Source organism: Archangium violaceum Cb vi76 (genome assembly GCF_000733295.1).
Lineage (GTDB): Bacteria > Myxococcota > Myxococcia > Myxococcales > Myxococcaceae > Archangium > Archangium violaceum.
In genome coordinates, this window is record NZ_JPMI01000112.1 from 1 (window position 1) to 13,231 (window position 13,231).

Genomic DNA, 13,231 nt, shown 5'->3' on the forward strand with positions numbered 1-13,231 from the left:
CAACCCGTGGCCCCCCCCATGTGCGCAGTGGGTTCAACCCGGGTTCATCCGATACCCTCACCCCGTCCCTCTCCCGGTGGGAGAGGGGAAATAGGTGCCCAGGGGCACACCTTCGTGGGCTCAACCTTCTCCCAGAGGGAGAGGGGACATCCACGGGTTCTCGGACCGGGGTTGTTCTCCCTCGGGTTCGTCCAGCACGTTGAGCACCGGCCGCGCATTCGCCAGCGACGGCGCGAAGAGCGAGGGTTGCTCCGGATCCGCGAACACCGTCGCGAAGTCCTCGGGCGTCAGCGCGCGCACCAGCCGGGCCGCGAAGGTCTCGCGAAGCTGCCGGGCGTAGAACTCGGCGTCGTAGTCCCGGGGATCCCTCACCGTTTCTCCGGTCTCCGATTCCAGCAGCAGTCCCGCGCGCCCTCCCACCGCCCGGTAGACCCGGACCTGCTCGCCGGAGGGCCACTGTTTCCGCCCGCTCGCCAGCATGGCCTCGTAGGGCAGCTCGCGCCTGCGCGCGGCGAGGTACTGGGCCGGTGTCTTCGTCAGCCGCACCTGGGCCGCCACGCTCCGGGTCGGCAGTGCCCGCCGGCGCAGCGCCGTCACCGTCTCCACATAGGCCTCCCGCACGCCCGGGATGTCCCCCGCGAGCAGCTCATGCAGTGCCCGGCGCAGGAAGTCCTCGCCGAAGGGCTCCGCCCGGCTGGAGCGGAACGCCACACCGCGCAGGATGAGCGCGCCTTCATACGGCTGGAGCGCGTAGTTCTTCGGTTCGTGCGAGAGCATCGCGGCGTAGCGTCCCTCGAACTCGAGGCGCACCTTGGGCGGCAGCAGGTCCGCGACCTCGGAGACCACCCGGCGCTCGTCGGCCTCGCTCCAGCCCTCCGGCACGGAGAAGTACACACCGTCCGTATCGGCCTCCAGCAGCGTGACGCCGCGCCGGGCCAGCTCCTGGCAGATGAGCGCCAGCACCTCGCGCCCGCGCCGAGTCACCTCGTTGGCGGCGTGCACGTCCGCGAAGCGCGTGAGCCCGCCCGCGCCCAGGTAGCCGTAGGCCGAGTTGACGACGATCTTCATCGCCGCGGAGAGCGCCTCGTTCGTGTGCCGTTCTGGCGAGCCGGGTGCCGCGGCCTTCGCCCGCGCCTTGGCCGCCAGCCGTTGCTCCACGAGCCGGTCCACCAGCGCCAGCATCACGCCGAGCCGGTCCCGCCGCGGGCCAATCCGGTACTCGCGCATCAACGAGGGGTACAGGCTGGCGACATCGGCCTTCACCACGTGCCGGGCCACGCCCGTGGCGAACAGGTGGAGCGCGGCCCCGCTGTGGGGCGTGCCATCGCCCGGCTCATGGGCGGGCAGCGCGGCGCCGGCCCGGAGATAGGCGCGAACGATCAACGGATCGATGACCCCGGTGGCGGGCCCGGCGTCCGCGAGGCGCTCGTAGCGGCGCGGTGCCATGCGGGCGAGCGCGAAGGCCGCCCCGCCGAGCATGCGCGCCAGTCCGGCGGCCTCCGTCACGTCGTCGCGGGCGTAGCGCCGCACGCGCTCGGGGTCGGTGCCGAAGACCTCGTACACGTGGGCTCCCGGAATGTGCTCGCGCTCCGGGCCCGAGAGGCCCAGGTGCCGGGCAACGGCCTTGAGCCCGTGCCCCGGCAGCTCCCGGGTGGAGAAGTCGTGCCGCTTCACGGCGTCCATCGTGTCGATGAACTCGCGGCCGGGGACCGTGTAGCGCGCGCGGCGCATCGCCTCGTGGCCGGGTCCGCCCCGTCCGGGGGAGGCACCTCGCGCGGCGGGGCGTTGCCGCAGGCCCGGGGGTCCGGCGCGTCCCAGCGCGAGCGTCACACCGAGCAGCCGCGCCCGGTGGGCGAGGAATGGCAGATCGAAGCCGTGCAGGTTGTGGTTCTCGAGCACGTCCGGGTCGATGGCGCGCACGCGAGCCACGAGCCGCTGGAGGAGGTTGGCCTCGGCGGCGTCACCGTCACCGTGGACCTCGAGCGTATCGGCCCTGCCCTCCGCGTCCCGGATCGCCACGAGGAAGATGCGGTCGTGCGAGGGGTCCAGCCCGGTGGTCTCCAGGTCCAGCTGCATGCGGTGCAGGTCATCGAACCGGAGGTCGCGGAAGTACGTGCGCCCCGACGCGACGAGGTACTGCTCCTCGGGAGGGAGCGCGAGCACCGCCTGGGGACCCAGCTCGCGCAGGTTCCCGACGGGATGGCCGAGCCGCCGCGCGGCCCCCTGGAGCACGGCCGAGGCCAGCGCGCGCCCATCGTCCGCGCGGACCAGGTAGCGCAGCGCGCCGGGTCCCTCCAGCTCCCGCCACGTCACCCGGTGGGGCGCGGGCCCCTCGCTCTCCGGGCGGAGCCTCGCGCCCAGGTGCCGCACATCCTCCAGCGAGGCGAGCAGCAGCCAGGGACGGAAGCGCACATCCTCGCGCACGAGCGCGCCACTCCCGGGGAGCCGCCGCCACACGAAGGCACGGCCATCGGGCTCCGCCCACACCGAGACGATGCCCGGCGTGTCATCCCATCCCCAGAGCCACTCGTCCTCCGGCGTGTGCGCCATCGTGGACTCGTCAGTAGTTGAGGTGGATGGCCTCGCGGGGCAGCCCTCGGAGCCGCAGCATGTCGATCACCCCCTGCACCATGCCCGACTGGCCGCACACGAAGACCACCGTGTCCTCCACCCGCTGCTCGCCCAGGTGCTCCTGCACGTAGCCGGTGAGGCCCTGCCAGCCGCTCGCGCCCGGTTGGCTCACCGTGCGCACCACGCGGATGCCCGCCGCCTCCCAGTGGTGCAGCTCGTCCTCGTAGGCGAAGGCCTGTGGGGTGCGCGCCCCGAAGAACAGCGTCACCTGCCCGTAGGCGCTCCGCTCCTGGCGGATGCTCTCGATGACCGAGCGGATGGGCGAGATGCCCGAGCCCGTGGCGAACAACAGCACGTGGCCGCCCCGCGCGTGCACCAGGGGGAAGCCGCGGCCCTCGGGGCGCCCGCTCAGCACCTGGGCCCCCGGCTTCAGCCGCACCAGGGCATCCGCCAGCTCACTCCCCCCCTTGAGCAGGAACTCCCACCGGGTGCCGAAGGGCTCCGGCGGCGAGGCGATGGCGAACAGGCTCTCGCCCACCCCGGGCAGGGCCAGGCGCACGTACTGCCCCGGGGTGCGGTGCATCCCCACCAGGGGGGTTCCGCCAATGTCCAGGACGAGCTCGGTGAGGCCCTCCGCGGCCGGGAGGACGTCCGCCACGGTGGTGGGGTGCCAGTCGTTCATGTCGGAACTTGATTTAACCCGGACCCGGCCCGCCGTCGCCCTTTGATACTCTGGGGGGCGTGAAGACCCTGTTCTGGTTGGTGTTGTTCCTCATCGGGCTGGCGGGCGTGGTGATGCCGGCCCTCTACCTCCATACCGCCAGCAAGCTGCCTCAGCTGGAGACGGAGTTCGACCTGGAGAAGCAGCTGCGCCACTCCATCGAGGGCGAGCGGATGAGCCTCCAGGCGGGCACCTTCGGGCCCAAGCGCCCCATTGCCTACACGAAGCCGGAATTCTCGCGCCTGCCCAAGGACCTGGTGGCCCTCTACATCGCCCAGCTCGGGTGCCCCACCTACTTCCAGACGCGGCGCGAGGACGGCGCGAAGTGGGCCTGGCGCCTCTTCTCCGTCGTCACCTTCGGCACGGAGCCCCCGGGCGACGGCGTCTGCGAGCGCATCCTCGCCACCCGGCTCGCCGAGGCCCTGGGCATTCGCGGCTCGCTGGAGCTGGCGGTGGCGGCCAACCGCCTGCACTCCTTCCTCCAGAAGGACCAGCTCCTCGCCTATGAGATGTCCACGCTCTACTTCGAGCGCGGCATCGTCGGGGTGGAGGACGGCGCCTATAAACTCTTCGGGCGCGAGCTGGACACGCTCAAGTTGCAGGAGCTGGCCGAGCTGTCGCTCACCCTGCCGCCGCACTACATGTACGCGGACGCGCTCGTGTGCCGCAACGCCAGCCTCATCCGGCAGAACCGGGACGTGCTGCTGGCGGACCTCGCGGGCTTCAAGCTGGTGACCGAGGAGCGGGCGCGCACCGCCATGGCCCAGCCCGTCATCTGCCGCTGAGCGTGGGACGGGGCCTGGCGCGGACCGGGCCCCTCACTTGCGGCGCAGGAAGAACTTCTCCCAGTCGGCCAGCTCCTTGACCACCTGACGCCGCTCGTCGGGCGTCGTGGCCGACTCGGCCTTCTCGCGGATGGCGTCGAGGGTGCGGCGCGCGGCGGGGCTGAGCTTCTGGCCGGCCTGGTTCAACGTGTCGATGTCCCGGTCCAGCTTGCGGATGCGGCCCAGCAGCGCGGACTGGGTGGGCGTGCGCTTCACCGGCTCGGTGGGCGCCACCGCCGGACCCGCCGGCTGGACGGGATTGTCCGGCGTCTGCGGGGTGCTGGCCTGCACGGTGGTGCCCGCGTCGGGCACCTCGGTCACGGACGCCGTCTGCTGCGGCGGGCCCGCGTCCGGCACGGCCTCCACCACCGGCTGCGGCGGGGGCTTCACGGGCCGCTCCGGCGGCGCGGTGAGCACCTGGGGCGGCTGCACGGGGGCCTGGGTGGGCTCCCCGCGCAGGGCGAGCACGAGGCCTCCGCCCACGGCCACCAGCGCGAGCGCTCCCACTCCGAGGAGCATCCGCCGCGAGGACGTAGGGCCACCGGTGTCGTGCGGAGGCTCGGGCGGGGGCCGCGGCTTCACCGGCTCGGGCGTGGGGCCGGGCTCGGGCTTGACGGGCTCGGCGGGCGCCAGGGCGTCCGGGGTCTCCCCGCGGGCGGGCTCCGGAGCGGTGAGCCGGGCCTGGGCCTGCTGGGTGAGGGTGTCGCGCAGCCGCTGGAGCTGGCGGCGCAGCTGCTCGGCGGAGCCGGGGCGCGCTTCCGGATCCTTGGTGAGCATCTGCAGGATGAAGGCGTCCAGCGCGGCGGGCAGCTCGGGGACGAACTCCGAGGGCCTCGGCGGCCGCGCGTCCACGTGCTTCATCAGCAGGTCCACCGGCGAGGTGCCCACGAAGGGCAGCCGGCCGGTGACCATCTCGAAGGCCACCACGCCCAGGGCGTACAGGTCCGTCATCGGCCCCACGGGCTGGCCGCGGGCCTGCTCGGGCGCCATGTACTCCGGGGTGCCCACCACCATGTCCGTGCGCGTCTGCGCGGTGCGCCCGGTGGGCAGGCCCATCTTCGCCAGGCCGAAGTCCAGCAGCTTCACGTAGCGCGAGCCGTCCGGCTGCTTCACCAGGAAGATGTTGCTCGGCTTGAGGTCGCGGTGCACCACGCCGGCCCCGTGCGCGGCGCCCAGCGCGCTGAGCACCTCGTCGAGGATGTCCAGTGCCTCGGGTACCGGCAGCCGGCTCCTCTCCGTCAGGTGCGCGTCGAGGGCCACACCCTCGAGGTACTCCATGATGATGTACTGGCGGCCGTCGGGCACCTGGCCGAAGCCGAAGATGTCCACGATGCCGCGGTGGCGGATGGCGTTGACGGCGCGGGCCTCGGCCAGCAGACGCGCCACCTGCTCCTCGGCCGCGGCCAGCTCCGGGCGCAGCACCTTCACCGCCACGCGCTTGCCAATCAACGGCTGGATGCCCTCGTACACCAGGCCCATGCCGCCCACGCCGACGCGCTGGCGCAGCTCGTACTCGCCGATCTTCAGGCCGGTGAGTGGATCCTGCGCGGAGGAGTCGTCCATGACGTTCACAGTTCTCCCGGGCGAGGTCCGCCGTGCGCCTCCCGGATCGCCCGGGAAGGACGAGGTCGAGGCGTCGAGCAGCACGGTGCCGTCGCGTGGGCAGATATCGGTATCCGCCGGCACGGAGAGACCGCAGGTTTCGCAGAGACGGGAGTCAGCCATCGGGGAAGTGCCCCCAGGGTAGCAGACCGGGAGCGGATTCCCACAAGCGGGCGAGCGGGCGGAGAGAACCCACCGGGTCCTTTCCCGTCAGGGAAACCCGGTGCACTGGTGGTGGTTGGTCTGTAGGCCCGGCGCCGCCGCGGGGCCAGGGCCCGCTCCCGGAGCACCCGGGTCCTTCACTTCGAAGCGCGGGGTGCTCGTCAGGGTGACGGAGGAGCTCTCGAGGGAATCACACCAGATGCCCACGGAGGGGCCTCCGGCGCCGTTGCCACCGTGGCCGCCCGGGCCTCCATCACCGCCCTTGCCGCCCTTGCCGCCCTTGCCTCCGGTGGCGCGGTAGACGTCGGAGCCGGACGACTTCTCCGCGACGATGCCCTTGCCCCCGGCGCCTCCAGGGCCTCCCGGACTGCCATCGCCACCCCGGCCGCCAGCGCCTCCCTGTCCACCACCGCTCGTCTTCAGCGTGCAGGACTCCATGTTCACATGTCCGCGGATGAGCAGCATGGCAATGGACGCCCCACCACTCTCGCCGCCCTTCGCACCGACGCCGGGGCAGCCGCCCGCGCCGCCGCCGCCGCCGCCGCCGCCCCTGGATTGCGTGCTCCCTGGAGCCTCGCAGAAGCCACCACCACCGCCGCCGCCGCCGCCCTTTCCGAAGGCTCCGGCCTCGCCGTCCGTGCCGGACCTCGCCACCCAGGTGCTACCCTCCAGCAGGCCCGTGCCATTGCCCGGGTTGCCGTTCCTGCCACGGTCGCCCGGCGCACCCTCCTGTCCGTCACCTCCCGGCTCTCCATCGCACACGCACAGGGTCGTGCCGCACGCGCTATCGAGCTTGTTCGTTCCGGGCGTGCCGCCATCCCCACCGCCATCGGGGGGACCGGGCTCGCCCGCCGTCCCCATGCCGGGCGCGGCGCCGAAGGAGATGCCGCCCACTCCGCCCATGCCTCCCGCGTGGGAGCCCGTGCCACAGCTGCTCGGTCCCTGGGGGCCACCCGAGGGCGTCGTGGCGCTGCCGTCCTGTCCCACACCTCCATCCGCGCCCACCTGGGTGTTGGGCGCACGAGAGTCACCGTCCCGGCCCTGCGCGCCCTTGCCGGCCTCCACCTCCACATGGCTCAGGCGCACGTCGCTCGAGTCCACCACCCGCAGGCCGATGGACGGTGTGCCGGACACGCTGCTGTCGGCGGAACGGATGCGCACCCACGCGATGGCGACGCCCGCGTCCATCAACCCGTTCACCGTGAACCCGGTGGTATGGCTGCCACCAATCTGGGTGATGTTGTCCTTGCCGCGCTTCCAGCCGTCCTCCTTGCCGGAGTAGCCGCCGTAGATGGACACGGCCCGCTCCAACCGCAGGTCCGCTTCGTCGTAGATGCCCTGCGCCAGGTAGATCGCCTTGCCCTTGTTGGCGGCTTCCCTCATGGCGACGGAGAGCCGCTTGAGCGGTGCGTCCTTGGTGCCGTCGTTGGCGTCCTGGCCGACGGCGGGGTCGACGAAGATGGCGTCGCCGGGCGTGCCGTCGATGCCGTCGCAGTTGGCGTCGTGGAAGAGATCATCCGGGACATCGACCGCCAAGGGATCGCAGGTGGTGGGCTGGCATTGTCCGGCTTGCACACAGTCGTCGAAGGCCGCGTCGAAGTCGTAGCAACCGGTAGCGGTCAGCAGCGCCAGCGCGAGTCCCGCGGCGAATGGCTTCTTCGTCTCGAGCATAGGAGTCCTCACGGCAGTGTCCCGGCCACGCCCACCATGCCGCCGCCGTTGCCCACGGAGGCGGTGGGGCGCACCTGTGAAGGCGTGCCCTCGTTCTTGCCAGACAGCAGGTAGATGAGCCCCGTCGTCACCACGCCCACCGCGCCCACCGCGAAGGAGCCCCGGCTCAGCCACTGCGCGCGCGCGCCCGAGTCCCGCAGCCGCTCGCCCTCCGTGGGGTCGGTGAACTGTCTCGCCTGCAGGGCCTTGTAGTCATCGCCCGCCTGCACGAAGAAGAGCGTGCCCGCGCCCAGCAGCACCGCGCCTCCGGCGGCCGGCAGCCACGCCCAGCCCGGCGCTCCCGAGCGCGAGGCCTTCACCTCGGGCTTCATCGGCACCTGCTGGAGGGGCGTGGGCGTGGGGGTCTGGACCGGGGCCTCGACGATGGGCTCCAGCGACGGCCGCAGCGCGCGGCGCACCGGCTGCACCACCTTGTCGCTGGCCTGGGTGAGCGCGTCGAGCAACTGATCCTCGCGCACACCCGGCACGTAGTGCTCGGAGAGCTGCTCGCCGTCGCGCGTGGCGTAGGCCTTCAGGCCCACCCGGTAGCCGCTGAGGAACTGCACCAGCTCGGCGACCATCACCACGTCGGCCTGGGCGGCCTCGCCGAGCGTGATGCGGCAGGCGGCCTCCAGGCGGTTGCACCCGAGGACCGTCTTGCGCTGGGCGGGCGGCAGGCGCTGGGACAGCTCCGAGGCGCGCACCACCTGCAGCCCCTGCGTCTTGAGCTGCTCGTACACATGCTCCTGGGCGAAGGAGACGATGTGGGAGGGGACCCCCGCGGCCTCCGGCGGGGCGATCAGCACGGTGAGCGGAGCCTCGGAGGTCGTGGGCGCCTGGCCGAGCACGACGAGCGTGGCGAGGAGTGAAAGGAACACGATGGTGTCACTTTCCCCCCATGTCGCGCCCATCGCAAGGTCACGCACTCCAAGTAGCGCCAGGTGCGTGACGCCGGTGTGCCCAGGCGAGCGGCCTCAGCGGCGCGGCTTCTCGGGCATGGGCTTGATGTGCGTCTTCTCCGAGTTGTCCAACTCGCGCGGTACGTCATCGTCCTCCAGGTCCTCGGACGGGACGGGAGGGGGCGGACGCGCGGGAGGGGCGGGCCGGCGGGGAGGCGACGCCACGGCGGGGCGGGAGCCGGTGGCCGGGGCGGGACGCGCCGGAGGCGTGGCGGGGCGGGCCGGACGCGGCGGGGGGATGCCCCGGCCCTGGGTGGCGTCGAGGTCCTCGGCCAGGAGGTCCGCGGACACCTGCACGCTGGGCTCGTCCGGAGGCGCGCCGAGCCCATCATCCGCCTCGGAGGCGAAGGGGTTGCGCGTGGGCGGCGGCGTCTTGTCGTCGTCGTGATCCGGGACGGGCGGGGCGGGCCGGTTGGCGGGAAGATTGGGCCGCGGGGCGGGGCCGGTGCGCGCGGCGGGCACCTCGGTCGTCCGGGAGCGGACGGGGGCGGGCGGCTCGGGGGCGCGGGGGGCCGCCACGGGGAGGTTGGCGGGCACCTGCACCTGCACGGGCGGCGAGGCGGGCGCGGCCGCGGGCTTGCCGCCCTGGGCCTCGAGGGCCTCGTCCTTCAGGCGCTGCTCGAAGGCCTGCCACTCCCTCTTGTAGCTGGCGGGATCCTGCTCGCCACGCTCGCGGTGCTTGAGGGAGGGCGCCCAGCGCACGCTGTAGCTCTCGCCGGCGTGGAAGGAGGGCGGGGGCGGCACGCCGTAGGTGGCCGGGTCGAAGAAGGAGTCGTCCAGGTCCGAGAAGCCGTAGGCGCGCGCCCGGGCGACGAAGTGGGGGATGATGCCGGTGGGCGCGTGGTAGCCGAGGATGTGGCCGTCCTCGTCCTTCGTCACCGGGGTGAAGACGAAGATGTCCTGGGTGCGGTACTCGCCCTTCTCGTTGAGCGGGAGCACCTCGGAGAGGGCAATGGTTTTGCGGCTGCCGTCGTGGAGGCGCTCGCAGCAGATGACGAAGTTGATGGCGCTGGCGACCTGGGCGCGGATGGCCACCATGGGCAGGTCGATGCCGGACATGAGGCAGAGCGACTCGATGCGGCGCAGCGTGTCGGTGGGCGTGTTGGCGTGGGTGGTGGCCAGCGAGCCGCCGTGGCCGGTGTTCATCGCCTGCACGAGGTAGAAGGCCTCGCCGCCACGCACCTCGCCCACCACGATGCGGTCGGGGCGCAGACGCAGGGCCGAGTTGAGCAGGTCTCCCATGTCCACGCCGCCCTTGCCGAACTTGTCCGGGGGCCGGCTCTCGAAGGGGACGAGGTGGGACTGGTTGAGCTGGAGCTCGGCCGAGTCCTCGATGGTGAGGATGCGCTCCTCGTCGGGGATGAGGGAGGAGACGATGTTGAGCAGCGTCGTCTTGCCCGAGCCGGTACCGCCGGACACCAGCATGTTGAGCTTGGTGTGGATGCCCGCGTCGATGAGCCGGGCCATCTGCGGCGTCATGGACTTGAATTTGATCAAGGACTCGATGGTGAGCTTGTCCTTGAAGAACTTGCGGATGGAGATGGTGGTGCCCTTGCGGGCGATGGGCGGGATGACGACGTGGATGCGGCTGCCGTCGGGCAGGCGCGCGTCGAGGCGGGGGCGCTCGTCGTTGAGGAGGCGGCCGACGAACTGCGCCATGTTGCGCGCGGCGCCGATCAGGCCCTCCTCGGTGAAGGAGGCATCGGTCTTGGAGACCTTGCCCTTGCGTTCGATCCAGACGTCGGTGGGCCCGTTGATCATGATCTCCGAGACCGAGGGGTCGTCGAGATAGGGGAGGACGGGCTTGAGGAAGGCGCGGAGCGACTCGGAGTACATCGACATGGCGCCCCCGAGGCTAGCCCGAGACCGGCCGGGTCCCAAGCGCAGGGCCTGGTTACCGGCACGGAGACCGGGCGGGCGGCTCCAGCAGGGTCCCCGGTGGCCATGGGCCCGCCGTGCCCCTGTCGGTGTCTGGCAACAAGCGTGGGAGGGGTCTCACGTGGCCGGCCGTCCGGAAACGACCGGCTCCAGCAGGCCCTTGGCGCTCAGCACCTCCTGGACATGTCGGCCCAGGGCGAGGTGCTCGGGATTGGAGGCGGTGAGGCGCTCGGGCGTGAGCAGCAGGAGCGTGCCCTTGTCCTCCACGGGTTGCACCCGCACCGGCTCCGGCAATGCAGGTACCTCCCCCCGGCTGCGAGACAGGTACGTCACCCAGCCCACGAATGTCCCGGCATCCCCTTCAGCGGACAAGTTGTCCCGGAAATCGTCGGAGGTGATGACCCCCCAGTCCGGCTCCCAGGCCAGCACCATGGCGTGCAGCACCCCGGCGAGCACGTCCACTTGGAGGACGCGCTCCCTCTCCGGCTCCTCCGAAGGCAGGTAGAGCAGGCAGTTGTTCGGCATGAGCTCGGCCGCGGAGCCACAGCGCATGGTGGCCAGCCCCCCGTGTCCCTCCTCGTGCCCCGTCCACACCCAGAGCGAGAAACCATCCCGGCCCTCCTGGTACGTCCTCCTCTTGAAGAAGCGCAGGAAGGTGTCGGCGGTGGGCTCGAACTGGAGTTGGAGCGCCTTCTTGCGCGAGTCGGCCTGCTCGAACCAGCGGGTGTAGATGGGGTCGCAACGCGACAGCAGGTGGAAGCACGCCTCCGCACGCCGGGCACACTCCTCGGCGGAGTCCTCGCGGCCCCCCCAGTAGATGCCCGCGTAGTAGGTCTCTCTCATGTGTGCTTCGCCTCAGGGCGGTGGGGTGAACACCACCTCAATACCCTTGATGTTTTCCTTCCGGAACAGCTTCTGCAGGATGGGGACCATGCGAGGCTCCGCTACGTGCCAGCGGATGGGGATGCCATGGGCCACCCGCCATTGCCGCTTGGCCTGCCTGACGAGCCTCGCCGCGCCCTTGAAATACTTCTTGGGCTCGAGGTTCGCAGCGAAGTGCTTGTCGTAGCCCAGACCCTTGGTCTCTTGCAGCAGGCGCTGCTCCAGGTCGAAGCCGTCGAAGTCGGCCTTCTCGCCGTTGCGCCACACGCGGTACACCCAGCCCGCCGGCGCCTTCGACACCTTGTGCTGGAAGGCACGCGAGCGCGGCGACATCCGCTCGTTCTTGGGCACCCACTGCCCCGGTCCACCTACCGGTGGCACCCAGCCGCTGCCGCCACCCGAGCCCACCTTGGCCAGATGCAGGCCCCAGGCGACGCTCAGCCCCTGGCCCGCCACCGCCACGGTGCGCCCGGGCACCGCCACCAGCCCCAGCACCAGCTCGCCTCGCTTCGTCAGCGTCAGCAGCGGCACCGACAGCCGGCCGAGCTTCTCGCCCCACCCCACCGCCTTCACCGCCCCCGCCCCCGAGGAGCCCACCGTCAGCAGCACATGGGCCAGCAGCCGCGAGCCCTCACGCACCCGCTCGCCCCGAGGCTTCTGGCGGAAGGCCTCCCAGTACTCGGGCGCATTCTGGAAGAGCACGCGCACTGCTCCCGGAAGCCGCGTCAGGCCCTCCAGGCTCTCACCCGGGTGGAAGACGAGCCGACTCACGCTCTCCAGCGTGTCCCCCAGCGCCAACCCCGCGCCTTCCAGCGCCGGTAGCACCACGCCGTCATCTGGCACGTAGGGGCCCAGTGGCTTCGCGCCCCGGGGCACCTCCAGCCCCGTGTCCACCGGCCACAACTGTCCCTCCTCCACCGCGTAGAAGGGGCCCACCTCGTAGCGGCCCGCGCGCAGCGTGCCATCCTCGGCCAGCCGCACCTCGCCGGCCCGCTGCACCGCCTCGCCCGTCACCGCCCGCACCAGGTAGCCGTCCGGCCGCACCACCCTCAACCGGTGGAAGCGGTCCATGCGCGCGTGCAATTCCTCGCGCGTCACCGGCCCCGTGCCCGTGGCCACCTCCAGCAGCAGGTGCGCCGCCATGCGCTGGCGGGGAAACTCCCCCAGTCCCGCCTCCGCCTCCAGCAGGTGGGCCAGCAGTCGCACCGCCTGCTCGGGCGACAGGGTGCCGCCGTCCCCCGGCAGCACCTTGGGGGACACGCCCACCTGCACCAGCAGGCCCTGGAAATGGTCCACGCTGAAGGGCACCGGCCAGGGGCGTCCCTCCCCCACGCCATCCCTCCAGCCCACGAGGCCCTCCACGCCGTCCTCCAACTGCTCGTCCTCCTGCCGCACCGGGCGGCGCCCCCGAGAGCCGGACTCGTCCCCGCGTGCGTCCGCCGTCATGGCCGGGGCACCGGGCGCCTCCTCGTCGACGTCGTCCTCCGGGTCGTCATCCTCGTCGAGCGCAGGGGCATCTCCGGGCGGCACGGCCGTGCGGACGGAGGCGTCCACGGGCCCGGGCGGGCGCGCCTGGGTGGAGACGGTCGGCGTCAGGCGGTGGGGGCGGGGGCTGGTGAGCAGCCCGGGTGGAGGCGCGTCCGTGGCGCACCCGCTCAGCACCAGCAAGGCCAGCGTCAGCAGCACGCAGGTGGCACGCCTCCGCCCGACAGGGGACGAGGGGGGTGGAGACAGACACATGCGGGGCCTCAGGGGATGAACCGTCCTTTCCGTTGTATCCGCACAGGCTGACCCTCCCGGGCGGGTCGGCCCCCTTCTCCCCCTCTGGCCGCCGACGCGCCAGGCCGGAGTAGTGCGAGGTCTCGCTGGCACGGGAGCGCACCCGCGCCGAGGGGCCACATCCCGAGAGCCCCACGGACCTG

Annotated in this window: 9 protein-coding genes; 1 reads left to right on the forward strand and 8 read right to left on the reverse strand. The window is 72.1% G+C overall.

Features of this window, described 5'->3' with window-relative positions; all coding sequences use genetic code 11:
• Nucleotides 1–120: 120 nt before the first annotated feature.
• Together Q664_RS17645 and Q664_RS17650 are read right to left on the reverse strand one after the other, a co-directional pair.
• Entirely contained in the window at nucleotides 121–2,550 is a 2,430-nt protein-coding gene (locus Q664_RS17645) for a DNA polymerase domain-containing protein (protein ID WP_052518278.1), read from the reverse strand.
• Between the two features lie 10 nt (nucleotides 2,551–2,560).
• Complete coding sequence (locus tag Q664_RS17650; protein ID WP_043396478.1) at nucleotides 2,561–3,253, reverse strand: ferredoxin reductase domain-containing protein; 693 nt, start codon at nucleotides 3,251–3,253, stop codon at nucleotides 2,561–2,563.
• Between the two features lie 59 nt (nucleotides 3,254–3,312).
• Here Q664_RS17650 and Q664_RS17655 point away from each other — a divergent pair, with 59 nt between their 5' ends.
• A complete protein-coding gene (locus Q664_RS17655) occupies nucleotides 3,313–4,077 on the forward strand; it encodes a transglycosylase domain-containing protein (RefSeq protein WP_043396481.1) in 765 nt (254 codons plus the stop codon).
• Between the two features lie 33 nt (nucleotides 4,078–4,110).
• On the opposite strand, the gene Q664_RS17660 is transcribed toward Q664_RS17655, so the two are convergent.
• From Q664_RS17660 to Q664_RS52245, 6 genes are all read right to left on the reverse strand, one after another.
• Entirely contained in the window at nucleotides 4,111–5,841 is a 1,731-nt protein-coding gene (locus tag Q664_RS17660) for a serine/threonine-protein kinase (protein WP_043396484.1), read from the reverse strand.
• Between the two features lie 87 nt (nucleotides 5,842–5,928).
• Entirely contained in the window at nucleotides 5,929–7,551 is a 1,623-nt protein-coding gene (locus Q664_RS62170; protein ID WP_052518279.1) for a hypothetical protein, read from the reverse strand.
• A gap of 8 nt (nucleotides 7,552–7,559) precedes the next feature.
• Nucleotides 7,560–8,468 carry a hypothetical protein gene (locus Q664_RS17670; protein ID WP_043396566.1) on the reverse strand — a complete coding sequence of 303 codons (909 nt, stop codon included), beginning with the start codon at nucleotides 8,466–8,468 and terminating at the stop codon, nucleotides 7,560–7,562.
• Between the two features lie 96 nt (nucleotides 8,469–8,564).
• Nucleotides 8,565–10,391: a TadA family conjugal transfer-associated ATPase gene (locus Q664_RS17675; RefSeq protein ID WP_043396487.1), complete on the reverse strand. Its 1,827-nt coding sequence runs from the start codon at nucleotides 10,389–10,391 to the stop codon at nucleotides 8,565–8,567.
• Nucleotides 10,392–10,544: 153 nt separating this feature from the next.
• A complete protein-coding gene (locus Q664_RS17680) occupies nucleotides 10,545–11,270 on the reverse strand; it encodes an immunity 52 family protein (RefSeq protein WP_043396490.1) in 726 nt (241 codons plus the stop codon).
• A gap of 12 nt (nucleotides 11,271–11,282) precedes the next feature.
• The gene (locus Q664_RS52245; protein WP_052518281.1) at nucleotides 11,283–12,995 is read right to left on the reverse strand and encodes a Tox-REase-5 domain-containing protein; all 1,713 of its coding nucleotides are present in this window, start codon (nucleotides 12,993–12,995) and stop codon (nucleotides 11,283–11,285) included.
• Nucleotides 12,996–13,231: the final 236 nt, after the last annotated feature.